The sequence below is a fragment of the Pseudomonas sp. FG13 genome (assembly GCF_057809755.1).
On record NZ_JBMDKO010000013.1, the window covers coordinates 46188 to 69944 of the forward strand.

21 protein-coding genes and 1 riboswitch are annotated in these 23757 nt (G+C 61.4%); of the genes, 11 read left to right on the forward strand and 10 right to left on the reverse strand.

Annotated elements, in window-relative coordinates; translation table 11 throughout:
- The first annotated feature begins 418 nt into the window (after positions 1 to 418).
- On the forward strand, positions 419 to 970 hold the full coding sequence (locus ACODTO_RS13320; RefSeq protein WP_489106567.1) for a cytochrome b: 552 nt from the start codon (positions 419 to 421) through the stop codon (positions 968 to 970).
- A 32-nt stretch (positions 971 to 1002) separates the two neighbouring features.
- Complete coding sequence (locus ACODTO_RS13325) at positions 1003 to 1599, forward strand: YceI family protein (protein ID WP_139640819.1); 597 nt, start codon at positions 1003 to 1005, stop codon at positions 1597 to 1599.
- Between the two features lie 242 nt (positions 1600 to 1841).
- Here ACODTO_RS13325 and rhlE2 read toward each other — a convergent pair whose 3' ends face one another.
- From rhlE2 to ahcY, 4 genes are all read right to left on the reverse strand, one after another.
- On the reverse strand, positions 1842 to 3698 hold the full coding sequence (gene rhlE2 / locus ACODTO_RS13330) for an RNA helicase RhlE2 (protein ID WP_139640817.1): 1857 nt from the start codon (positions 3696 to 3698) through the stop codon (positions 1842 to 1844).
- A gap of 260 nt (positions 3699 to 3958) precedes the next feature.
- Complete coding sequence (locus ACODTO_RS13335; protein ID WP_175384788.1) at positions 3959 to 4738, reverse strand: substrate-binding periplasmic protein; 780 nt, start codon at positions 4736 to 4738, stop codon at positions 3959 to 3961.
- A gap of 204 nt (positions 4739 to 4942) precedes the next feature.
- Positions 4943 to 5788: a methylenetetrahydrofolate reductase [NAD(P)H] gene (metF, locus tag ACODTO_RS13340; RefSeq protein ID WP_175384739.1), complete on the reverse strand. Its 846-nt coding sequence runs from the start codon at positions 5786 to 5788 to the stop codon at positions 4943 to 4945.
- Positions 5789 to 5971: 183 nt separating this feature from the next.
- The gene (gene ahcY / locus ACODTO_RS13345; protein WP_024778853.1) at positions 5972 to 7381 is read right to left on the reverse strand and encodes an adenosylhomocysteinase; all 1410 of its coding nucleotides are present in this window, start codon (positions 7379 to 7381) and stop codon (positions 5972 to 5974) included.
- Positions 7382 to 7404: 23 nt separating this feature from the next.
- Positions 7405 to 7510, reverse strand: a riboswitch (S-adenosyl-L-homocysteine riboswitch).
- 190 nt (positions 7511 to 7700) lie between these two features.
- Between ahcY and ACODTO_RS13350 the strand changes: the two genes are divergently transcribed.
- The gene (locus ACODTO_RS13350; protein ID WP_024778852.1) at positions 7701 to 8105 is read left to right on the forward strand and encodes an acyl-CoA thioesterase; all 405 of its coding nucleotides are present in this window, start codon (positions 7701 to 7703) and stop codon (positions 8103 to 8105) included.
- Positions 8106 to 8296: 191 nt separating this feature from the next.
- Entirely contained in the window at positions 8297 to 9178 is an 882-nt protein-coding gene (locus tag ACODTO_RS13355) for a formate/nitrite transporter family protein (RefSeq protein ID WP_139640813.1), read from the forward strand.
- On the opposite strand, the gene ACODTO_RS13360 is transcribed toward ACODTO_RS13355, so the two are convergent.
- The gene (locus ACODTO_RS13360) at positions 9129 to 10298 is read right to left on the reverse strand and encodes an MFS transporter (protein ID WP_139640812.1); all 1170 of its coding nucleotides are present in this window, start codon (positions 10296 to 10298) and stop codon (positions 9129 to 9131) included. The two genes, ACODTO_RS13355 and ACODTO_RS13360, sit on opposite strands and share 50 nt — an antisense overlap.
- Before the next feature lie 204 nt (positions 10299 to 10502).
- Here ACODTO_RS13360 and ACODTO_RS13365 point away from each other — a divergent pair, with 204 nt between their 5' ends.
- Both ACODTO_RS13365 and ACODTO_RS13370 read left to right on the forward strand, forming a co-directional pair.
- Positions 10503 to 11336 (forward strand): EamA family transporter, encoded by an 834-nt coding sequence (locus tag ACODTO_RS13365; protein WP_139640810.1) that lies wholly within the window; start codon positions 10503 to 10505, stop codon positions 11334 to 11336.
- Between the two features lie 50 nt (positions 11337 to 11386).
- On the forward strand, positions 11387 to 11770 hold the full coding sequence (locus ACODTO_RS13370; protein WP_175384741.1) for an MAPEG family protein: 384 nt from the start codon (positions 11387 to 11389) through the stop codon (positions 11768 to 11770).
- A 152-nt stretch (positions 11771 to 11922) separates the two neighbouring features.
- Here ACODTO_RS13370 and mltA read toward each other — a convergent pair whose 3' ends face one another.
- Positions 11923 to 13110, reverse strand: a complete 1188-nt coding sequence (mltA, locus tag ACODTO_RS13375) for a murein transglycosylase A (protein WP_175362347.1) — start codon at positions 13108 to 13110, stop codon at positions 11923 to 11925.
- Positions 13111 to 13235: 125 nt separating this feature from the next.
- Between mltA and ACODTO_RS13380 the strand changes: the two genes are divergently transcribed.
- Positions 13236 to 13685 (forward strand): c-type cytochrome, encoded by a 450-nt coding sequence (locus ACODTO_RS13380; RefSeq protein WP_139640805.1) that lies wholly within the window; start codon positions 13236 to 13238, stop codon positions 13683 to 13685.
- Positions 13686 to 13776: 91 nt separating this feature from the next.
- Here the strand turns inward: ACODTO_RS13380 and ACODTO_RS13385 are convergent, their stop codons facing one another.
- Together ACODTO_RS13385 and ligB are read right to left on the reverse strand one after the other, a co-directional pair.
- Positions 13777 to 14172, reverse strand: a complete 396-nt coding sequence (locus ACODTO_RS13385) for a DUF1090 domain-containing protein (protein WP_139640803.1) — start codon at positions 14170 to 14172, stop codon at positions 13777 to 13779.
- Positions 14173 to 14261: 89 nt separating this feature from the next.
- Complete coding sequence (gene ligB, locus ACODTO_RS13390) at positions 14262 to 15935, reverse strand: NAD-dependent DNA ligase LigB (protein WP_489106568.1); 1674 nt, start codon at positions 15933 to 15935, stop codon at positions 14262 to 14264.
- A gap of 207 nt (positions 15936 to 16142) precedes the next feature.
- On the opposite strand from ligB, the gene ACODTO_RS13395 reads away from it, so the two are divergent.
- Positions 16143 to 16763 (forward strand): LysE family translocator, encoded by a 621-nt coding sequence (locus ACODTO_RS13395; RefSeq protein ID WP_464709879.1) that lies wholly within the window; start codon positions 16143 to 16145, stop codon positions 16761 to 16763.
- A gap of 89 nt (positions 16764 to 16852) precedes the next feature.
- Here ACODTO_RS13395 and metK read toward each other — a convergent pair whose 3' ends face one another.
- The gene (metK, locus tag ACODTO_RS13400; RefSeq protein ID WP_139640797.1) at positions 16853 to 18043 is read right to left on the reverse strand and encodes a methionine adenosyltransferase; all 1191 of its coding nucleotides are present in this window, start codon (positions 18041 to 18043) and stop codon (positions 16853 to 16855) included.
- 19 nt (positions 18044 to 18062) lie between these two features.
- Positions 18063 to 19058: an ArsR/SmtB family transcription factor gene (locus ACODTO_RS13405; RefSeq protein WP_139640796.1), complete on the reverse strand. Its 996-nt coding sequence runs from the start codon at positions 19056 to 19058 to the stop codon at positions 18063 to 18065.
- A 255-nt stretch (positions 19059 to 19313) separates the two neighbouring features.
- Here ACODTO_RS13405 and tkt point away from each other — a divergent pair, with 255 nt between their 5' ends.
- From tkt to ACODTO_RS13420, 3 genes are all read left to right on the forward strand, one after another.
- Positions 19314 to 21311, forward strand: a complete 1998-nt coding sequence (tkt, locus tag ACODTO_RS13410; protein WP_139640794.1) for a transketolase — start codon at positions 19314 to 19316, stop codon at positions 21309 to 21311.
- Positions 21312 to 21475: 164 nt separating this feature from the next.
- Positions 21476 to 22540, forward strand: coding sequence for an erythrose-4-phosphate dehydrogenase (epd, locus tag ACODTO_RS13415; RefSeq protein ID WP_175362352.1), 1065 nt, complete (start codon positions 21476 to 21478; stop codon positions 22538 to 22540).
- Between the two features lie 24 nt (positions 22541 to 22564).
- Positions 22565 to 23728, forward strand: a complete 1164-nt coding sequence (locus tag ACODTO_RS13420) for a phosphoglycerate kinase (RefSeq protein WP_139640790.1) — start codon at positions 22565 to 22567, stop codon at positions 23726 to 23728.
- Positions 23729 to 23757 lie beyond the last annotated feature (29 nt).

Here is a 23757-nt window from a genome sequence, read left to right on the forward strand (position 1 = left end):
CGTAGAAAACCGGAGCACTGAACATGAAAGTAACAACAATCGTAATAATCCTGGCGGCTCTTGCTGGTTGCGTATCTGATGAGTTCATTACAAAGGCAAAAATGATTCCAAAGCGGGACCCTCAATTAGCCTATAGATGCGAGATAGACCCCTATAAGCCTGAATGCTCGGTCAATTGATGTTCTGAGCGGATCGGGAGCCCGGGCGGCACGGCCCACGGCAGAGCGGGGCCTGCCCGCGATGGCTACCGAAAGACCTGTCTTATCCGCCGTGACACCATCCATTCGCTTTAATCTTTCCTTAACCCACCCCACCCAGACTGATGATCGTATTTCTCGATATTTCAAAGCGAAAATTTCCGCTTTAAATCGATAGGTAACTCGCTAGTCTTGGTCGCAGTTTTTACAGGATATGAGCAATGCAGCTACGCAACTCTTCTTCTCGCTACGGCTGGTTCAGCATCGTCATGCACTGGGGCGTCGCGCTGGTGGTGTACGGGTTGTTCGCGCTGGGGCTGTGGATGGTCGGACTGGATTACTACAGCACCTGGCGCAAAGACGCGCCGGACCTGCACAAGAGCATTGGCCTGGTGTTGCTGGCGGTGATGCTGCTGCGGGTGATCTGGCGTTTTGTCAGCCCACCGCCACCGACCCTGGGCACCTATGGGCGCATGACCCGTATCGGTGCGAAGCTCGGTCATAGTGCCCTGTATCTCGGGTTGTTTGCCGTGATGGTTGCCGGTTACCTGATTTCCACCGCAGACGGTGTCGGGATCCCGGTGTTCGGCTTGTTTGAAGTACCCGCGCTGGTGTCCGGATTGCCAGACCAGGCAGACGTCGCCGGCCAGATCCACCTGTACCTGGCATGGGCGCTGGTCGTTTTTTCCGGCCTTCATGCACTGGCAGCACTGAAACACCACTTTATCGACCGTGACGCGACCCTCAAGCGAATGCTGGGGCGCCAAGCCTGATGTTCAACCTCGACTCCAAAGGAATAGAAAGCATGTTGAAAAAGACGCTCGCCGCCCTGGCAATCGGTTCTGCACTGTTGTCGGCCGGCCAGGCCATGGCTGCCGACTATGTGGTCGACAAGGAAGGCCAGCATGCCTTCGTCGACTTCAAGATCAGCCACCTGGGCTATAGCTACATCACCGGTACTTTCAAGGATATCGACGGCAAGTTCAGCTTCGATGCCGCCAAGCCTGAAGCCAGCAAGGTTGAGTTCAACGTCAACACCGCCAGCGTATTTACCAACCACGCCGAACGTGACAAGCACATCGCCAGCCCTGACTTCCTGAACGCGGGCAAGTTTGCCAAGGCTACCTTCGTTTCCACCAGCGTCAAATCCACAGGCAAGAACGCCGATGGCAAGGAAACTGCCGATGTTACCGGCGACCTGACCTTGCTGGGCGTGACCAAGCCAGTGGTGGTCAAGGCTACCTTCCTGGGCGAAGGCAAGGATCCATGGGGCGGCTACCGTGCCGGTTTCGAAGGCACCACCAGCATCAAGCGTTCCGACTTCGGCAAGCAAAAAGACCTGGGCCCATCGTCCGACGTGGTCGAGCTGTACGTTTCGTTTGAAGGCGTCAAGGCGAAGTAATATTCGCGCCTAAAAAAACGCCCCCGATCCTGCGATCGGGGGCGTTTTTTATTGCCCCGGATTCCTTCCACCGAGCTTTCCTGTGGGAGCGAGCCTGCTCGCGATAGCGGTGCGTTAGTCAACATAGTCGTCAAAGTTGGATTGCTATCGCGAGCAGGCTCGCTCCCACAAGGGATTTTGTGGCGACCGAAAAAAAATGCCCCTGATCGTGAGATCAGGGGCATTTTACGGTTTGGAAGAACTCAGCGATTGCGAGTCAGCAATGCAGGTTTTTCACCCCGTGGGCGGCTTGGCAGTTGGTCCAGCTGTTCAGGCGTCGGGAAACGATCGAGCTTCGATTCCTTGTGCATGATTTTCGGCTGGTTGCCACGAGGGTTCTGCACTGCAGGTTCCTGGCTCGCCTGGTCATCGCGGGCCGGGCGGCGAGGGCGGGAGTCTTCGCGACGCGCCTGGCCATCGCGAGGGCCGCCATTGCGTGGGCCGTTGCGCTTGGCGGGCGGGGTGCCGGTGGTCGAGCCGTTGCTGTTGCGCGGACCGTTCTGGCGCCCCTGCGACTGACCGCTGCGTGGCGCGCCTGCGCCAGCACCCTGGGCCGGGGCACCCGGACGGCGACCACGACCCTGGGCCGGTTTCTGCTGCGGCACGTAGTCGACGCGGTTACCGAAGTTGTCGATATCGTCATCCAGGAACTCGTCCGGGGCGCGATCAGCGGCGGCACGAGGGGCTGGGCGCTGTTGCTCACGGGCTGGCGTGCCTTCGCGAGGCTTCTGCTCGCGCGCCGGGCGTTCGCCACGACTGCTGCCGGCCGGCTTTTCCTTGCCTTTGTCCTTGCCCTTGTCCTTGCGACCGCCACCGCCGCCATTCGGACCGTCGCCCCGTGGGCCGCGTGGATTGCGCGGGTTGCGCACGTCCGGACGCTCACGCACTTCAGGCTTCTCGGCCTCGATGGTGCTGGCATCGAAGCCCATCAGGTCGCCATCGGGAATCTTCTGCCGGGTCATGCGCTCAATGCTCTTGAGCAGCTTTTCTTCATCCGGTGCGACCAGCGAGATCGCTTCGCCCGAACGACCGGCCCGGCCGGTACGACCGATACGGTGCACGTAGTCTTCATCGACGTTCGGCAGTTCGAAGTTGACCACGTGGGGCAACTGGTCGATGTCCAGGCCGCGGGCGGCGATGTCGGTGGCTACCAGGATCCGGACTTCGCCGGCCTTGAAGTCGGCCAGGGCCTTGGTGCGAGCGTTCTGGCTTTTATTGCCGTGGATCGCCACGGCCGGCAGGCCATGCTTGTCCAGGTACTCGGCCAGGCGGTTGGCGCCGTGCTTGGTGCGGGTGAACACCAGGACCTGTTCCCAGGCACCGGTGGTGATCAGGTGTGCCAGCAGGCTGCGTTTATGGCTGGCTGGCAGGCGGAATACGCGCTGTTCGATGCGCTCGACCGTGGTGTTCGGTGGCGTGACTTCGATGCGTTCCGGGTTGTGCAGCAGCTTGCCGGCCAGGTCGGTGATGTCCTTGGAGAACGTTGCCGAGAACAGCAGGTTCTGCCGCTTGGCGGGCAGGCGGGCGAGGACTTTCTTCACGTCATGGACAAAGCCCATGTCGAGCATCCGGTCGGCTTCGTCCAGCACGAGGATTTCAACGTGGGACAGGTCGACGCTGCCCTGGCCAGCCAGATCCAGCAGGCGGCCGGGGCAGGCCACCAGCACATCGACGCCGCGTGCCATGGCCTGGACCTGGGGGTTCATGCCAACGCCGCCGAAAATGCAGGCACTGACGAATTTCAGGTCACGGGCGTAGATCTTGAAGCTCTCGTGCACCTGGGCAGCCAGCTCCCGGGTCGGGGTCAGGACCAGCACGCGCGGTTGGCGCGGGCCGTGACGCTGGGATTTGTCCGGGTGACCGTTAGGGAACAGCCGCTCCAGGATCGGGAGGGCGAAACCGCCGGTTTTACCAGTACCTGTCTGCGCGGCGACCATCAGGTCGCGACCTTGCAACACGGCGGGAATGGCCCGCTGTTGCACCGGGGTAGGCTCGGTGTAGCCAGCGGCTTCGATGGCGCCGACTAAAGCCTCGGAGAGACCGAGGGAAGCAAAGGACATGAGTAATCCTGTTTTAGTGAGGGCCTGGCCCAATGGGATAGTCTTGCCTGGCGCGAATGACGTTCAAAAGAAGACGTCATCCCGTCCGGTCCTGCCGGGTCTGGAAGACAGCTCCGGACAAGGCTCGCGCTGGCTGGAAGCTGCGCTGTAGCGGTGTCGGGATGCCTTTTGCAAGACCGGGCGTCCGGGCGTGAGCCTGGCGGGAAGGCGCGAGTATAACAGAGCAAACGCCGTGCGCCGCTTTCCTGCTGCTCAACGGTTTATTTCTGCACTGGCCTGGCTGGGCGAGGAGCCTTGGTCATGGCACCTGCGCCGTAGCGTGCGCTCAGCTCGGCATAGGCCGGTTCTCGCTTGAAACGCTTGAGTTCGGCACTGAAACGCTGCACCAGCAAATCCATCCCGGCATTGCGCCGCACGGCCAGGTATTGGCTTTGACGACTTACCACCACCGAGTTTTCGGTGATCTGGTCGCCCAATTGCATTTGTTCGAGCACATGCCGGCCGACCCTGCGGTCGGTGATGAGCAGGTCGATCCGACCCAGTTGCAACTTGCCGAAATTGGCTTCGTGGGTGGGCGCCGCTTCACGTTTGAACAGGGTCGACTCACTGAAAGCCTGGCTGTACAGGTAACCGGGCGAGGTGCCGACGGTCAGGCCGCCCAGATCATCGAGCGTGCGAAACGGGTGGGGCCGGGCGTTGGCGTAGAACATCACGAACTCCACGTCCGACAGCGGTTCGCTGGGGTAAAGCAGCATCGCATCGCGCTCATCGCTGTGGAAGATGTCCAGTGCACCGTCCGCCAATCCCTGTTCCAGCATCGCCAGGCAACGCTTCCAGGGCAGGAACTGCCATTCCACGTCGATGCCCAGACGCTTGAACACAACGGCCGTGGTTTCGTAGTCCAGGCCAAGCATCTTGCCGTTCTCTTCGTAGACATAAGGGGCCCAGGGCTCGGTGACAATGCGCAACTTCTCGGCCTGGGCGGTCAGGCTCAGGCACGAGAGGATAAGGGCGGTCAGCAGCTGGACAATGGCGGGCATGGGCCTGAGGTTACGACGAGAGCTCATCAAATAGCTAGAGCGCTCTGGCCTGCACCTTGACTGCCTTTTGTTTGCCTTTGGTGCGCACGGATGCCTCGCGGCGTTCACCCAATGCGAACGCCTTTACCTTGGGGCGCGGACAACTGAATGAAAAAAGGCCTTGGTTCTCGCCAAGGCCTCTTTGTACCGCCGCGTATAAGACAATCAGCGCGGCAGCTTGAGGTTGTTCCATACCGCGAGGCTGGGCTCGGCCTGGTTAAGGGTATAGAAATGCAGCCCCGGTGCGCCGCCCTGCAACAAGCGCTCGCACATTTGCGTGATGACTTCCTCGCCGAAGCTTTGGATGCTCGAGGTGTCGTCGCCATAGGCCTCCAGCTGCTTGCGAATCCAGCGTGGGATTTCTGCACCGCATGCGTCGGAGAAGCGCGCCAGCTTGCTGTAGTTGGTGATCGGCATGATTCCCGGCACGACAGGAATGTCCACGCCCATCTTGCGCACGCGTTCGACGAAGTAGAAATAACTGTCGGCGTTGAAGAAGTACTGGGTGATCGCGCTGTTGGCGCCCGCATTGGCCTTGTTGACGAAATTGCGCAGATCGTCCTCGAAATTACGCGCCTGGGGATGCATTTCCGGATAAGCGGCGACTTCGATGTGAAAGTGCTCGCCGGTTTCTTCACGAATGAAGCTCACCAGGTCGTTGGCATGGCGCAGCTCGCCACTGGCCATGCCCATGCCCGAGGGCAGGTCACCGCGCAGGGCCACGATACGCTGGATGCCCGCGGCCTTGTACCGGGCCAGCAGGGTGCGCAAGTCGTCCTTGCTGTCGCCTACGCAGGACAGGTGCGGGGCGGCCGGGATTTTGACTTCGCTTTCCAGCTGCAACACGGTGTTCATCGTGCGGTCACGGGTCGAGCCGCCGGCGCCATAGGTGCAGGAGAAGAAGTCGGGGTTGTAGCTCGCCAGCTGACGGGCAGTGGCGATCAGTTTTTCATGTCCAGCATCGGTCTTCGTCGGGAAGAACTCGAAGCTGTAGCGACGGTCTTGGGACATGGTCATATCCTTGGAAACTCGTAAGCCTGGAAGCCTTGCACATCACAATGTGGGGGCGGGCTTGCGTGGGAGCTGAGCTTGCTCGCGATCAGAGTCGCCTCGGTCCGACAGACAGGACGAGGTGTCTGCATCGCGAGCAAGCTCGGCTCCCACAGGCCCCACATCAGGGGCATGCAATGCCAATCAGTAGCGGTAGGCGTGCGGCTTGAACGGGCCTTCGACGGTCACGCCGATGTAGTCAGCCTGTTGCTTGGTCAGCTTGGTGACCACGCCACCGAAACCGCGGACCATTTCCAGGGCCACTTCTTCGTCGAGTTTCTTCGGCAATACTTCCACGGTCAGGCGCTCGGCTTTCTGGGCCGGCGACAGGTCGGCGTACTTCTGGCCGAACAGGAAGATCTGCGCCAGGACCTGGTTGGCGAACGAACCGTCCATGATCCGGCTCGGGTGACCGGTGGCATTGCCCAGGTTCACCAGACGGCCTTCGGCCAACAGGATCAGGTAGTCGTCGTTCTGTGGGTCGAAGCTGCCGGTGCCGGTGCGGTGAACCTTGTGAACCTGCGGCTTCACTTCTTCCCAAGCCCAGTTCTTGCGCATGAAAGCGGTGTCGATTTCATTGTCGAAGTGACCGATGTTGCACACCACGGCGCGCTTCTTCAGGGCCTTGAGCATGTTCGCGTCGCAGACATTGACGTTACCGGTGGTGGTCACGATCAGGTCGATCTTGCCCAGCAAGGCCTTGTCGATGCTGGCTTCGGTGCCGTCGTTGATCCCGTCGATGAACGGCGAAACCAGTTCGAAACCGTCCATGCAGGCCTGCATGGCGCAGATCGGGTCGACTTCGGACACCTTGACGATCATGCCTTCCTGACGCAGGGATTGGGCCGAGCCCTTGCCCACGTCACCGTAGCCGATCACCAGCGCCTGCTTGCCCGACAACAGGTGGTCGGTGCCGCGCTTGATGGCGTCGTTGAGGCTGTGACGGCAGCCGTACTTGTTGTCGTTCTTGCTTTTGGTCACCGAGTCGTTGACGTTGATGGCCGGGATCTTCAGCTCGCCCTTGGCCAGCATGTCCAGCAGACGGTGCACGCCGGTGGTGGTTTCTTCGGTCACGCCGTGGACCTTGTCCAGGACGGCCGGGTATTTCTTGTGCAGCAATTCGGTCAGGTCGCCGCCGTCGTCGAGGATCATGTTGGTGTCCCACGGCTGGCCATCCTTGAGGATGGTCTGCTCCAGGCACCACTCGTACTCCTGCTCGGTCTCGCCCTTCCAGGCGAACACCGGGATACCGGCGGCGGCGATGGCGGCAGCGGCCTGGTCCTGGGTCGAGAAGATGTTGCAGGACGACCAGCGCACTTCGGCACCCAGGGCGACCAGGGTTTCGATCAGCACGGCGGTCTGGATGGTCATGTGGATGCAGCCGAGGATCTTCGCGCCCTTGAGCGGTTGTTCACCGGCGTACTTGCGACGCAGACCCATCAGGGCCGGCATTTCGGATTCGGCGATGATGATTTCGCGGCGGCCCCAGGCGGCCAGGGACATATCGGCGACTTTGTAATCGGTAAAATCTGCAGGCGTGATAACAGCGCTCATGAAGAGCCTCCATTCGTAATGTATGCGAATGGGCGCCGTTGTGCGTTTAGTGTCCATGCGGGAGCCCCGAACGAACAACGCCCCATCCGAGCCTGACAGGTCTTGCCTGCTGCAGCGCCCCTCGGACAGGTGGCGGGAACGGTCCAAAGCGTGGACCGGGTAAAGCGAGGGCGATTATAGCGGGCTAATCGGATCTTCCAAAGGGTTTCTGTCGGCAAATCAAAATTGCCGATGACCGTTATTGAAGCAGCGGCGTAGAGCCTGCCTGTCCGGTCTGCCATGATGCAGGCATTCATTGGCCAGACGCTCAGGAGCGATCATGAATTTCCACACCCGCAAATGGGTCAAGCCCGAAGACCTCAATCCCAATGGCACGCTGTTCGGTGGCAGCCTGCTGCGCTGGATCGACGAAGAAGCGGCAATCTACGCCATCGTCCAGCTGGGCAACCAGCGCGTGGTGACCAAATACATCTCGGAAATCAACTTCGTCAGCGCCTCGCGCCAGGGCGATATCATCGAGCTGGGCATTACCGCGACCGAATTTGGTCGCACCTCCATTACTTTGACTTGTGAGGTGCGCAACAAGATCACCCGCAAGAGCATCCTGACCGTGGAGAAAATGGTTTTCGTCAATCTTGGCGAGGATGGTCTGCCGGCGCCCCATGGGCGGACCGAGATCAAGTACGTGAAGGATCAGTTCAAGGACGATATTGCCAGCGAGTGAGATGGGCGGTGTACCCATCGCGAGCAGGCTCGCTCCCACATAAGCCCCCATTCTCCTGTGGGAGAAAGCCTGCTCGCGATAGCGGGTTTCAAACACTGAAAATCCCAAGTCCCAATCAAGCTTGAGTCAGCACTGAACAGCTCCGAACGCCACGTGTCGTAGATTCATCACGCCACCGGTTCAGGAACTGTATGGACACCCACGACGACGGCAAGACCCCCGACCTTTCCGCCCAGGAAAAGCACGAAGTCGACCGCAACCAACCGCCGCGGGCGGCGGTGCTGCATGAAATCATTCGCACCCAGGGCAATCAGGAGCTGGAGCGCAGTATCGCCGCGCTCTGGTGGTCGGCCCTGGCGGCCGGATTGACCATGGGCCTGTCGCTGATGGCGATGGGGTTGCTCAATTCCCGATTGCCGGAGGGCGAGGCCTTCAAGGTGATCGCCAGTTTTGGCTATTGCGCCGGTTTTCTCGCGGTGATCCTGGCCCGCCAGCAGTTGTTCACCGAAAATACCCTGACCGCTGTGTTGCCGATCATGAGCAAACCCACCCTGGGCAATTTCGGTCGGCTGTTGCGGCTGTGGGGCGTCGTATTGGTGGGCAACCTGTGCGGCACCTTGCTGGTGGCCTATGTGATGCTGCACTTGCCGATCTTCGACCCGCGCACCGACCTGGCTTTCCTCGAGATCGGTCGCAAGGTTATGGAAAACGACACCGGCCAGATGTTTGCCAAGGGCATCATTTCCGGCTGGATGATCGCCACCATGGTCTGGATGATCCCCTCCATGGAAAGCGCCAAGATGTGGATCATCATCCTCATCACTTACCTGATGGCGCTTGGGGATTTCACCCACATTGTCGTCGGCTCCGCCGAAGTGTCGTATCTGGTATTCGCAGGGCAGTTGTCGTGGGAAGACTTCTGGCTGGTGTTCGCCGCGCCGACCCTGGCGGGAAACATCATCGGCGGCAGCTTCATCTTCGCGTTGCTCAGCCATGCGCAAGTGCGCAGCGAGAGCGGCACGCCTAATCGGTCGCACCCATCGGAGCGCCCAGGCGACGTTGGTGATGAATGAAGTACAGGGCCGTCAGCACGGTCAACCCACTCACCAGGGCTCCAGTCCAGGGCAGCTCGGCCAGGTCGACGCCGCTGCCGACCACCAGCCCGCCGATCCAGGCGCCAGCCGCGTTGCCCAGGTTGAAGGCACTCTGGTTCAGCGTCGAGCCCAGATTCGGTGCCTCATGGGCCTGATCGATGATCAGCAGCTGCAGGATCGGGCACAGGGCGAAGGCAAAGATCCCCCACAGCACCAACGTGATTGCTGCCGGAATCACCGAGCGGCTGGTCTGGCTGAACGCGGCCAGCACCAGCACCACGGCCAGGGCCATGCCCACCAGTGACGGCAGCAGGCGCCGGTCCGCCAGGCGCCCGCCGAGGAAGCTGCCTGCCGTCAGGCCGACCCCGAACAACAGCAACATGAGGGTGATGCCGTGGGGGCTGACTCCCGTGATGTCCTGGAGAATCGGTGCGATGTACGTGAACACGCTGAACAGGCTGGTGGACGCCAGCACACTCATGCCCAGGGCCAGCAGCACGCTGGTCTTGCCCAGCACCTTGAATTCGCTGGCCAGGTTGGCCTTCTCCATGGGGATCTCCCTGGGCAGCCACGCCCATTGGGCGATGGCAGCGATGACGCCGATCACCGACACCGCCCAGAAGGTCGAGCGCCAGCCGGCGTATTGACCCAGCGCAGTGCCCAGTGGAACGCCGAGGACGTTGGCCAGGGTCAGGCCGGTGAACATCATTGCAATGGCCTGGGCGCGTTTGTTCGGCGCTACCAGCCCGGCCGCCACCACAGAGCCGATGCCGAAAAATGCGCCATGGCATAGTGCGGTGATGACGCGGGCAGCCATCAGCGTGGCGTAGTTCGGTGCCAGGGCGCAGAGCATGTTGCCCAGAATGAACATCAGCGTCATGCCCAGCAATGTCGCCTTGCGCGGCATGTTGGCGGTGCCGACCGCCAGGATCGGCGCGCCGAACACCACGCCCAGGGCATAGCCGGTAATCAGCAGGCCGGCCTGGGGAATGCTCACCGCCAGGTCGCGGGCGACATCGGGCAGCAACCCCATGATGACGAATTCAGTGGTGCCGATGCCGAAAGCGGCAACGGCCAAAGCAAGCAAGGCGAGTGGCATGCGCGAGGTCTCTGTCTGTAGTCTTGACGCTCTGATCAGGCATACGCATGCCGTGGCCCGCATAACATAAGAGGGGCAACGACAGAATTATTGGAATTGGCTATGCGCAACTGAATGCGGCGTGGTCGCTTGCAGTATAAACAGCTGCGGACGGATCGCGAATCAATTCATCGCCCCGCTGCCCGTGGGGATAAGGAGCGTGCCGTGCTTGCAACGGCTCTGGTGTTGGTGGCTGCGCTGCTGCATGCCGCCTGGAATACGTTGATCAAATTCAGTGGCGAGCGTCTTCTGGTGGTGGCGTGCATGGACAGCGTCGCGCTGCTGTTCGCCGTGTCGGCCCTGGGCTTCGTGGTGCTGCCGCCGATGGAAATCTGGCCCTGGATCCTGGCGTCTGCAGCCTTTGAACTGTTGTATCGCTATCTGCTGATCCAGGCGTATCGGGTCGGGGACCTGGGGCTGGTCTATCCGTTGATGCGCGGTTTGTCGCCGCTGGTGGTATTGGCTCTGACACTGGTCTTTGCCGGCGAAGTGCTAACGACTCAGCAGACCCTCGGCATTCTGCTGATCCCGTTCGGCATGTTGTGCCTGTTGTGGCAGGGTGGGGGTGGCGAGCGACTGCCCTGGTCGATGCTGCCGGTGGTGTTGCTGATCGGCTTGTGCATCGGCTGCTACACCTACATCGATGGCCAGGCCCTGCGGCGCTGGTCCCATCCGCTGGACTACCTGGTCTGGATCACCCTGTTCTGCGCCTGGCCATTCCCGCTATTGGCCGTGGTGAGCAAACGACCGGCGTTCGTGCGGTTCTGGCGCGAACAGTGGCGGCTCGGGTTGGCGGTCGGACTCTGCGTCTTGTTCAGCTACGCTCTGGTGCTCTGGGCCATGCAACTGGGGTCGATCGCCGAAGCGGCGGCGCTGCGGGAGATCAGTGTGATCCTGGTGGTGCTGTTCGGTATGCGCTACCTGAAAGAACCTTTCGGTCGGCCGCGGCTCTTAGCCTGCGGGCTGGTGCTGATTGGCATGCTGGTGATGAAATTCTGAGCAACTTCCCGATTTTCGATTCTCCATAAACTCAAAGAAGGAACTGCGTCATGACGGTTGCCCTGTGGTGTATTTTGATCGCCATCATCCTGCCTTACCTGTGTATCGCCATCGCCAAGATCGGTGGACGATACCGGCTGCGAGACAACCACGATCCGCGGGACTTCCTGGAGACGCTAGAGGGCTTTCCCCGGCGCGCGTACGCCGCGCAGCTCAACAGCTTTGAAATTGCCCCGGCATTCGCTGCCGCGGTGATTGTTGCGCACTTGGCCGGCAACGCCGAGCTGGTGACCATCAATGTGCTGGCGGTGTTGTTCATCACCAGCCGCCTGCTGTACATCATTTGCTACCTGGCGGACTGGGCGATTCTGCGGTCGCTGGTGTGGGTCGTGGGAGTGGGGCTGATCGTCAGTTTCTTCTGTGTTTCTGTCTGAGCCTGGCTGTTGAGTCCCGGGGCCGTGGAGGCCCCTTCGCGAGCAGGCTCGCTCCCACATTGATTTCGGGTGTTCACAAAATCGTTGTCCACTGAAGATCAACTGTGGGAGCGAGCCTGCTCGCGAAGGCGTCGGCACAGACAATACCCTCCTCAAGGATTGGCGGTGACGGCATTCGCCACCTGTGGCACTTGCGGCAACGCCATGCCCTTGGGCCACAACATCCAGATCTGCCCCTGTTGCTTCATGTCCCCGGCCAATTGCCCCGCGGCGTCGCCGGTGCCCCAGAACAGGTCCGCCCGTACTTCACCGGCAATGGCGCCGCCGGTGTCCTGGGCCGCGACCGGTCGGTTCAATGCGCTGCCGTCGGGGCGGGTCGTTGAGAGCCACAGCAGGCTGCCCAGCGGAATGACCTTGCGATCCACCGCTACGCTATAGCCGGCGGTCAGCGGCACATTCAACGAGCCCCGCGGACCTTCGTTGCTGTCGGGGTTGCGGTTGAAAAACACATAGCTGGGGTTGCTGCCCAGCAACTCGGGGATGCGGGTCGGATGGGCCTTGGCCCAGGCACTGATGGTGCCCATGGTCACGTCTTCTTTCTTCAGTTCGCCCTGTTCGACCAGCCAGCGTCCGATTGGCCGGTAAGGGTGACCGTTCTGGTCGGCATAGCCGATGCGCAACTGGCGACCGTCATCGAGCCGAATACGGCCCGAGCCCTGGATCTGCAGGAATTGCAGGTTCATCGGGTCCGTCAGCCAGGCGATGACGGGGGCCTTCACGCCGTTGGTTTCGATGGTGGCCGCGTCGTCGTAGGGCTTGAGCACCCGGCCTTCGAGGCGACCGCGCAGGCGTTTGCCCTTGAGCTCGGGGTAGAGGCTGTCCAGCGCGACGATGATCATATCTTCCGGTACGCCGTACACCGGAATGTTGGCACTGGCGGTCTGGGTGAGGCTGCCCGGGTAGACCGGCTCGTAATAACCAGTGATCAGGCCATTGGGGCTGTTGTCCCCCGAGCGCAGGCCGTAGACGTCCAGGTTCTGTTTCAGGAAATTGCGCACAGAGGAAGCGGTCTGCGGCACATTGGTAGCCGCCGCACAGGTCGGCCCCCAGGTCGTGTCGGCCTTGAGCCGGGTGCACGCGCTGCGCCAGGAGCCGAAACCGGCCAGCAGGTCTTCATCTGATACCACCGGCAGCGCTTCCCAGGGGGCACTGACATACGTTGCGAGGGCATGTGTCCGAGGCTCTTCGACCTTTTCGCCGCGATTGCACCCGGCCAACAGTGCGATCAGCGGTAGGGTCAACGCCAGGCCTTTGTGCCAGGTCTTGAAGCGGCTGTTCATGAAATTTTTCCTTGCAGTCATTCGAGCGCTGTCAGGCATTCGAACAACCCGTATTGTAAATAAGGCCATTGGTCTTTGCCGATGACCCGAGGATACTAACCGCCGTTTCCTGTTCCGAGGCCAAGATGCTTGTAAAACGATTTTCCATGGTCATGCTGGTCTGTCTGATGCTGTCCGCCTGCGGCGGTGTCGATCCCAACTCCCCACTGGGCCAGCGCAAGGCTATTTTCAAGCAAATGCTCAAGACCAACGAAGAGTTGGGCGGCATGTTGCGTGGCCGGGTTCCGTTCGACGGTGCGCGCTTCGCCGAGGGTGCCGTGCAGCTTGACCAACTGTCCCATGAACCGTGGAAACACTTCCCGCCAGTACGCGAGCAGGACCACACCAGCGCCAAAGATGAAGTCTGGCAGAAGCAGGCACGTTTCCAGGAACTGGCTCACAATCTTGAAGCGGCCACCGGGGAGTTGGTAACGGCCAGCAAGGTTCAGCCCTACAGCGCCAGTTACTTGGGGCCTGCGGTGCAGAAGGTCGAGGATGCCTGCAGTGCCTGTCATAAGGAATTTCGGGATCATTGAGGTGAGGCAGCTTCAAATTGCCAGCTACAAGCTGCAAATAAAGGGCTCACGGTCTGCCGTTACTTGAAGCTTGTAGCTCGAAGCTTGCCGCTTATTTATCCAACTCATCCACCGCTTCCTGCAGTTCCTTGCGGGAGGCAGCCAGTTTGTCCTTGCGCTTGTTGATCCGCTCGGGGTCGCCTTTTTTCATGGCTTTTTCCAGGTCGGCCTGGCGGCGGCTGACTTCGTGCTTGGCATCGAGCACCTTGGTTTCACGCTCCTTGCGCAAGGATGCGTCGGTGCAATGGGTGGTGACTTCATTCAGGGCGGTTTCCAGGCCTGCCTGCTGCTCTGCATTGCCTCGGGACTTGGCCAGTTCGATCTGGTTGATGATGCCCTGGCGCTTGGCTGCGCAACCGGTAAGTTCCGGGGTTTGCTCGTCCGCCATCAGGGGCGCGGCCAGGGTGGCGCACAACACCAGCAGGGCAAAAGGGGGCAGGAAATTCATAGCAACTCCGTAAAAACTTGCGAGCGGTCGGTCCAGATGCGCTGTTGGAACGCACGTTCGCCCCTTGGGTTCAACTGCGCGGGACAATGTTAGAAACCGTCGACCCCGGCAGCGCGTAATACTTCACTCAGCGCCAGCACGTGCGGGTCGCGAAAAAAAGCGCTCAGTTGCGCGGCGCGTCCCGGCCCGATGCCAGTTTCGGCTTGCCATTGTTCGGTCGTCCGTTCGGCCAGCACCTGCCATGGCCCCTCCAGGCTGGCCGCTCCGGCGGGCGGTAAACCCAGGGCCTTGAGCCATTGACCGAACGGACGTTGTCGGGCGCTGTGCAGACTGACGAGCAGGCGGGCGCTGGCGCGTTCACCGAAGCCGCTCATGTTAGCAAGCTCGGCGGCATCGAGGGTCATCCAATCCAGCAATCCGTCGAGTCGGCCCGCCGCCAGGAGTTTTTCCCAGGTTCCGCGGCCGACATGGGGCAGGGCGAGGCCTTGCTTGCCGCTGAGCCAGCTCAGGCGCGCCAGGAACTGGCTTTCGCAGCCGGGCGTCGGTTGCCAGCAACTCAGCGGATGATAATCCGCCGCCACGGGCGCATTGATGTCCGGCCGCTCGACACTGCGCAGCACAACGTCATCGAGTCGCGGGATGGTCAGCCCGGCCAGGCTGATGGCTACCCGGTCTCCCGGACGGATATCCAGCTCCTCCCAGCGCTTGAGGGAGCTGACGCTCACCCGGCGGATCCGTCGGTCGTCGAGCATGACGGGGTCGAGCTCCAGCAGCGGTGTGATGCGTCCGGTGCGTCCGATCTTGAAGTGCACCTTGCGTACCTCGGCCAGTGCCTGGGCGTAAGGGTATTTCCACGCCACGCCCCAGAATGGCGCCTTGGCCTGCCAGCGGTTGGCAGGTGGTCGGCGGCTCTGGCGCAGGACGATCCCGTCGCTGGCGAACGGCAGCGCCGTGCGATACCAGTGGTCGCGCCAGCGTTCGGCGTCGGCCGCTGCCTGGATGGGCTGGCTGTAGCCGCTGGTGCCGGCGAAGCCCAGGGCATCCAATGCGGCCTCGCGTTCGGGCAGGGTGGCGGGGCCTTCGGGCCAGTCCCAGGTGAACAGGCCGATACCCGAGGCCTCTTCAGTCGTCAGGTCCTTGCGGGCCATCAAGCCCGCCACGGTTGACCGGGCATTGAGACTGCCATCCCTGGCCTGCACATGATTGTCCAGTCGCCAGTACAACTCCCCTTGAACGAGCAGGTCGGAAGGTTGGCGCAGGCGCTGGGGAATGGCGTCGATCTTGCGCGCCGTCGGCGTCCAGTCATGGCCTTGAACGCCGTCGCCGCGGCTGATCGCCCGATGCAGGCGACCTTCACGATAGATCAGGGTGACCGCTACACCGTCGACTTTCGGTTGGACCCAGATGTCTTCCCGATTTTGCAGCCAGGCCCGCACGGCGTCGGCGTCCTTCAGTTTGTCCAGGCCCGTATGAGGGATCGGATGCCGGACTTTGCCACTCGCCGAGCGCAGCGGGTCGGTGGGTGCCGCAAGATCGAAGCAGGTGCGCCACTGGCCCAGTTGCATGCGGGACTGATCGTAAAGTTCATCGACGACCAGTGCCCGGCCGAGACGGTGATAGCTGTCGTCCCAGGCGTCGATTTGCCGTTGCAGGGCAGCGACTTCCGACCGGGCGCGCTCCTCGGGCCAATCGGGGCAAGGTGCGGCAATGACGGGGATGGGGAAGAGGATCAGAACAGTGAGTGCACACAATAGCGGCAGCATCGAAGCATCCTTGCTGGGTGATGTGCCTGAAGGCTAGTCACTGACGCAGAGGAGGCGAGGGTTGGATGGTTACCGGATTTTGCCAAGGCTGATGGCTCCGCTACGGCGGTACAGTGGGGCGCGATTTGATTGCGAAACTGTCTCTTGAACCCATTGCTGGCCGGCGCAGAATGGACCTCCCGATCCGCGCTGCCAGGAGTGCCCCCGATGGAGCTGACGACACTCGCTGTTTTCATTCCGGCCTGTTTCGCCCTGAACATGGCGCCAGGGCCGAATAACCTGTTATCCATCAGCAACGCCTCGCGTTATGGCTTCGTCCGGGCGTGCGGCGGCGGTATTGGTCGGCTGCTGGCGTTCGCCATCATGATCGCCTTGGCGGCGGTGGGGCTGACGGCTGTGCTGCATACCTCGGAGTTGTTGTTCCTGGGGATCAAGCTCGTGGGGGCCGGGTACCTGTTCTACCTCGCCGTGCAGTTGTGGCTGGCTCGACCCGAGGCCGGTAGCGAAGCCGCGATGGGTTCGAGAGGCATGGGGCAACTGGCACGCCAGGAGTTCCTGGTGGCAATTGGCAATCCCAAGGCGATCCTGTTGTTTACCGCGTTTTTGCCGCAGTTCGTTGATCGCTCGGGCACCGTCACCCAGCAATTCGCCGTATTGGGTGGGCTGTTCCTGACGTTGGAGTGCATTGCCATCGGGTTGTATTGCTACATGGGCATTTATGCGCGAAAGCTGTTTGCCCAGCCCAGTGGCAAGCGCTTGTTCAACCGAATGTGTGCGGGGTTGTTGGCGAGCGCGGCTTCGTTCCTGCTGGTGGCGCGGCGTTCCTGAAGATCTGCTGGCTCTTGTGGCAGCTGATACCAGACATGAAAAAGCCCCTGGCGACCAAGTCGCCAGGGGCTTTTTCATGACAGCAGGTATTACAGGCCGGCAGCGGCGCGCAGGGCGTCGGCGCGGTCGGTTTTTTCCCAGGTGAAGGTGGTGAAGGTGTCGCCACCGACAGTCTTGGTTTGCGGCGTGCGACCGAAGTGGCCGTAGGCTGCGGTTTCCTGATACATCGGGTGCAGCAGGTCGAGCATGGTGGTGATGGCGTATGGACGCAGGTCGAACACTTCACGGACCAGCTTGATGATCTTGTCGTCGCTGATCTTGCCAGTGCCGAAGGTGTTCAGCGAGATCGACGTAGGCTGGGCAACGCCGATGGCGTAGGAAACCTGGATCTCGCAGCGCTCGGCCAGGCCGGCGGCGACGATGTTCTTGGCCACATAGCGACCGGCGTAGGCCGCTGAACGGTCAACCTTCGATGGATCCTTGCCGGAGAATGCGCCACCGCCGTGACGGGCCATGCCGCCGTAGCTGTCGACGATGATCTTGCGACCGGTCAGGCCGCAGTCGCCTACCGGGCCACCGATGATGAAGTTGCCGGTCGGGTTGATGTGGAACTGGGTGTCCTTGTTCAGCAGCTCGGCAGGCAGCACGTGCTTGACGATCAGCTCCATCACGCCTTCGCGCAGGTCCCTGTAGGAAACTTCAGGGTTGTGTTGGGTCGACAGCACGATTGCGTCGATACCCACCACCTTGCCATTTTCGTAACGGCAGGTGACCTGGGACTTGGCATCCGGACGCAGCCACGGCAGCAGGCCGGATTTGCGAGCTTCGGCCTGGCGCTGCACCAGTTGGTGCGAGAAGGTGATCGGGGCTGGCATCAGCACGTCGGTTTCGTTGCTGGCATAGCCGAACATCAAGCCCTGGTCGCCAGCACCCTGGTCTTCCGGCTTGCTGCGGTCAACGCCTTGGGCGATGTCCACCGATTGCTTGCCGATGATGTTCATCACGCCGCAGGTCGCGCCGTCGAAGCCGACGTCGGAGCTGTTGTAGCCGATGCCCAGGATGACGTCGCGGACGATCTGTTCCAGGTCGACCCAGGCCGAGGTAGTGACTTCGCCGGCGATGATCGCCACGCCCGTTTTCACCAGAGTCTCGCACGCCACGCGGGCGAACTTGTCTTCAGCAATGATGGCGTCCAGCACCGCATCAGAAATCTGGTCGGCGATTTTGTCCGGATGCCCTTCAGACACGGACTCGGAGGTGAAAAGGGAGTATTCGCTCATCTCGATGTTTTCCTACAAGTTACCGATGGTGAGTGTCGCCAGCCGGTCGCTGAAAATGGCGAACCTGGATCTGGAAACCATTACGTAAGCCTACATAGAGGCTTTCCCCGGGCACGAGGCCCGCAGCGGTGGCCCAACGGGCCAGATCGTCCTGTTCAAACCCCAACCATAGATCACCGCAGGCCTCCCTGGCCCAACTCTGGTTGTGGCTGCATAACTCTGTCACCAACAGGCTACCGCCTGGTTGCAGCAGGCCGGCCATGTGCCTGAGCGCATCGGCCGGTGCGGCAAAATGATGCAGTACCATATTCAATACGACGCAATCGGCCTGCAGACTTACACCTTCCAAGGCATCGGCCAGTTGCAGGCTGACATGAGTCAGCTGTTCACGTTCGCATACCTGGCGCGCCAGTTCGAGCATGGCCGGACTGTTGTCCAGCGCCGTCACCTGGCTGAAGCGCCGCGCCAGTTCCGGCAGGAAGGCACCGTCGCCGGGACCCACTTCAATGGCGGTGGCGGCAGGCCCGAAGCTCAGCTTGTCGAGCAGCGCCACGACGCTCTCACGGTATTGCGGCAGTCCCGCGATCAGGTCCTGCTGGGCCCGGAACTTTTCCGCTACCCGTGCGAAAAAATCCTGGCTGGCTGCGGCCCGTTGCCCGTGCACCTGGGCGATGCGCGCCTGCACGTCCGCCGGCAGGTGCAGCTCGTCCACTTCGTCCAGCAATGCCGCATGCAACTTGCCACCCAACAGATCGGTGTGAGGCAGGGCGCGGCGGTAGAAAATGGCGTTGCCTTCGCGGCGGGTTGCCACCAGGTCGGCCTGGGCCAGGACCTTGAGGTGATGGCTCATGCCAGATTGGCCGATGCCGAAGATCTGCGCCAGCTCCAGCACGCCGAACGAATCGTTGGCCAGTGCACGCAATACATTGAGCCGCAGCGGATCACCGCCGGCCTTGCAAAGGGCCGCCAGTTCATCGCTGTCTTCATGGCGAATGGACGGCACGCGTAAGTTCATAGGGCGGCAGTCTAGTGATGGGTCTGGAACACCGCAAGGTCAATATCAAAAAGTTTTGATATTGCTCGATAAATGGCACTTCTGGAAACGGGCTTTACTCTACACACCATCAGCGGAAAGGTTTCACCTGGCGAAAGCGACTTTATCCACCGGAAAAACCGCTCTGGATGACTATCTCTCATTGCCCCGGGCGGGTGGGTGAGGGAAAATGCACGCCTTTTTTCAGTTTCGTTATTCAAACCCAGGAGATCAGCGATGCCCAGCCGTCGTGAGCGTGCCAATGCCATTCGTGCCCTCAGCATGGATGCCGTGCAGAAAGCCAACAGCGGCCACCCAGGTGCCCCGATGGGCATGGCGGATATCGCCGAGGTGCTGTGGCGCGACTACCTCAAACACAGCCCGAGCAATCCATCCTTCGCTGACCGTGACCGCTTCGTGCTGTCCAACGGCCACGGCTCGATGTTGATCTACTCGCTGCTGCACCTGACCGGCTACGATCTGTCGATCGATGACCTGAAGAACTTCCGTCAATTGCACAGCCGCACCCCGGGTCACCCCGAATACGGCTACACCCCAGGCGTGGAAACCACCACCGGTCCACTGGGTCAGGGCCTGGCCAATGCCGTGGGCTTCGCCCTGGCGGAAAAAGTCCTGGCAGCTCAGTTCAACCGTCCGGGTCATAACGTTGTCGATCACCACACCTATGTGTTCCTCGGTGATGGCTGCATGATGGAAGGTATTTCCCACGAAGTCGCTTCCCTGGCCGGCACCCTGGGCCTGGACAAGCTGATCGCTTTCTACGACGACAACGGCATTTCCATCGACGGTGAAGTCGAAGGCTGGTTCACCGATGACACGCCGAAACGTTTCGAAGCCTACAACTGGCTGGTGATCCGTAACGTCGATGGCCACGATCCGGAAGAGATCAAGACCGCCATCGAGACGGCCCGCAAGAGCGCCCAGCCGACCCTGATCTGCTGCAAGACCACCATCGGTTTCGGCTCGCCGAACAAGCAAGGCAAGGAAGACTGCCACGGCGCTCCCCTGGGTGCCGAGGAAATCGCCCTGACCCGCGCTGCGTTGAAGTGGGAGCACGGTCCGTTCGAGATTCCGGCAGACATCTACGCCGAATGGGATGCCAAGGAAAAGGGCCGTGCCCTCGAAGCCGACTGGGATCAGCGTTTCGCTGCCTACTCCGCCGAGTTCCCTGCGCTGGCCAACGAACTGGTACGTCGCCTCAGCGGTGAACTGCCGGCCGACTTCGCCGAAAAAGCCTCGGCCTACATCGCCGAAGTCGCGGCCAAGGGCGAAACCATTGCCAGCCGCAAGGCCAGCCAGAACACCCTGAATGCTTTCGGTCCATTGCTGCCGGAACTGCTGGGCGGTTCGGCCGACCTGGCCGGTTCCAACCTGACCTTGTGGAAAGGCTGCAAGGGCGTCACCGCCGAAGACGCCAGCGGCAACTACATGTACTACGGCGTTCGTGAGTTCGGCATGAGTGCGATCATGAACGGCGTTGCGCTGCACGGCGGCCTGGTGCCTTACGGCGCCACCTTCCTGATGTTCATGGAATACGCCCGCAATGCCGTGCGCATGTCGGCCTTGATGAAGAAGCGCGTGCTCTACGTATTCACCCACGACTCCATCGGCCTGGGTGAAGACGGTCCGACTCACCAGCCGATCGAGCAACTGGCAAGCCTGCGTTGCACCCCGAACCTGGACACCTGGCGCCCATGCGACGCCGTGGAATCGGCGGTGGCCTGGAAGTACGCCATCGAACGCAACGACGGCCCGTCGGCGCTGATCTTCTCCCGTCAGAACCTGCAGCATCAGGCCCGCGAAGTCGGCCAGATCGACGAGATCGCCCGTGGCGGTTATGTGCTCAAGGATTGCATCGGCGAGCCTGAGCTGATCCTGATCGCCACCGGTTCCGAAGTCGGCCTGGCTGTCCAGGCCTACGACAAGCTGACCGAGCAGGGCCGCAACGTGCGCGTAGTGTCCATGCCTTGCACCAGCGTGTTCGATGCCCAGGACGCCGGCTACAAGCAGTCGGTATTGCCACTGCAGGTCAGCGCCCGAATCGCTATCGAGGCTGCCCATGCCGATTACTGGTACAAGTACGTGGGCCTGGAAGGCCGCGTGATCGGCATGACCACCTACGGCGAGTCGGCGCCTGCCCCGGCGTTGTTCGAGGAATTCGGTTTCACCCTGGAAAACATCCTGGGTCAGGCTGAAGAATTGCTGGAAGACTAAGCCCAGGAATGTATCGCCTGTTCTGACGCTATCGCGGGCAAGCCTTGCTCCCACAGGATGTGCACTTCCACAGGGAAATGCCAACCTGTGGGAGCAAGGCTTGCCCGCGATGGCAATCCAATGTTCAGCGCCATATTCATGGATTCACTCAGGTCAGAGACCCCATGCCCCAACCGCGTTCCTACAAAGTTGCACTCAACGGCTACGGCCGGATTGGTCGTTGCGTCTTGCGTGCGTTGTTCGAGCGAGGGGCAGAGGCCGGCTTCGAAATCGTGGCCATCAACGATCTGGCCGACATGGCCAGCATCGAATACCTGACACGCTTCGACTCCACCCATGGCCGGTTCCCCGGCGAAGTGCGGGTCGAGGGCGATTGTCTGCACATTAAGGGCAACTGCGTGAAAGTCCTGCGCAGTGCCACCCCCGAAGGCATCGATTGGGCGTCCTTGGGCGTCGATCTGGTGCTCGAGTGTTCCGGGGCCTACCACACCCGCGAAGACGGTGAGCGTTTCCTCGCTGCCGGTGCGCCGCGGGTGCTGTTTTCCCAGCCGATGGCCAGTGAGGCGGATGTGGACGCCACCATCGTCTACGGCGTCAACCAGGATTGCCTGACCGGTCACGAACTGCTGGTATCCAATGCCTCCTGCACCACCAACTGCGGCGTGCCGCTGTTGCGCCTGTTGGATCAGGCCATTGGCCTGGAATACGTGTCGATCACCACAATCCATTCGGCGATGAACGATCAGCCGGTGATCGACGCCTACCATCACGAAGACTTGCGCCGCACCCGCTCGGCGTTCCAGTCGGTGATTCCGGTGTCCACTGGTCTGGCGCGAGGCATTGAACGGCTGCTGCCGGAACTTGCGGGGAGAATTCAGGCCAAAGCCGTGCGGGTGCCGACGGTCAACGTGTCCTGCCTCGATATGACGATGCAGACCGTGAGCGATACCGACGCCACCGAAGTCAACCGTATCCTGCGCGAAGCTGCTACCCGCGGCCCGCTCAAAGGCTTGCTGGCCTACACCGAGTTGCCTCATGCCAGTTGTGATTTTAACCATGACCCACATTCGGCCATCGTCGATGCCAGCCAGACCCGTGTATCCGGCCCGCGGCTGGTGAACATCCTGGCCTGGTTCGACAACGAATGGGGGTTTGCCAACCGAATGCTCGATGTTGCCGAACATTATCTGCAGACGGCGGCCTCTGTTTCCAACCAATCTGCTCCCTAAACAGTTATCCAGGAATTGCGACCCATGACCGTGTTGAAGATGTCCGACCTCGATCTGCAAGGTAAGCGCGTACTGATCCGCGAAGACCTCAACGTCCCTGTCAAGGACGGTGTTGTCACCAGCGACGCGCGTATCCTGGCTTCGCTGCCGACCATCAAGCTGGCCTTGGAAAAAGGTGCGGCCGTGATGGTCTGCTCCCACCTGGGCCGTCCGACCGAAGGCGAGTTCTCGGCCGAAAACAGCCTCAAGCCCGTGGCCGACTACCTGAGCCGTGCCCTGGGGCGCGAAGTGCCGCTGGTGGCTGATTACCTGGGCGGTGTCGACGTGAAGGCCGGTGATGTCGTGCTGTTCGAAAACGTGCGCTTCAACAAGGGCGAGAAAAAGAACGCCGATGAGCTGGCCCAGCAATACGCAGCCTTGTGCGACGTATTCGTGATGGACGCTTTCGGCACCGCCCACCGTGCCGAAGGTTCGACCCACGGCGTGGCGAAGTTCGCCAAGGTCGCCGCGGCCGGCCCGCTGCTGGCCGCTGAACTGGATGCATTGGGCAAGGCCCTGGGCGCGCCGGCCAAGCCGATGGCGGCCATCGTCGCTGGTTCCAAGGTGTCGACAAAACTCGACGTGCTGAACAGCCTGAGCCAGATCTGCGACCAGTTGATCGTCGGCGGCGGTATTGCCAACACCTTCCTCGCCGCAGCCGGTCACCCGGTCGGCAAGTCCCTGTACGAACCGGATCTGCTGGACACCGCCCGCGAAATCGCCGCCAAGGTCAGCGTGCCGCTGCCAGTGGACGTGGTGGTTGCCAAGGAATTCGCTGAAAGCGCTGCTGCTACCGTCAAGGCCATCGCTGATGTGGCCGACGACGACATGATCCTGGACATCGGCCCGCAGACGGCGGCCAACTTTGCCGAACTGTTGAAATCTTCCAAGACTATTCTGTGGAACGGCCCGGTCGGTGTGTTCGAGTTCGACCAGTTCGGCAACGGCACCAAGGTCCTGGCCCAGGCCATCGCCGACAGCGCTGCGTTCTCCATCGCGGGTGGCGGTGACACCCTGGCGGCGATCGACAAATATGGCGTGGCCGAACAGATCTCCTACATCTCCACGGGCGGCGGTGCGTTCCTCGAGTTCGTCGAAGGCAAGGTGCTGCCAGCGGTTGAAGTCCTGGAAAGCCGGGCCAAGGCCTGAGGCTGCATTGACCAGGCAAGGGAGTGTTT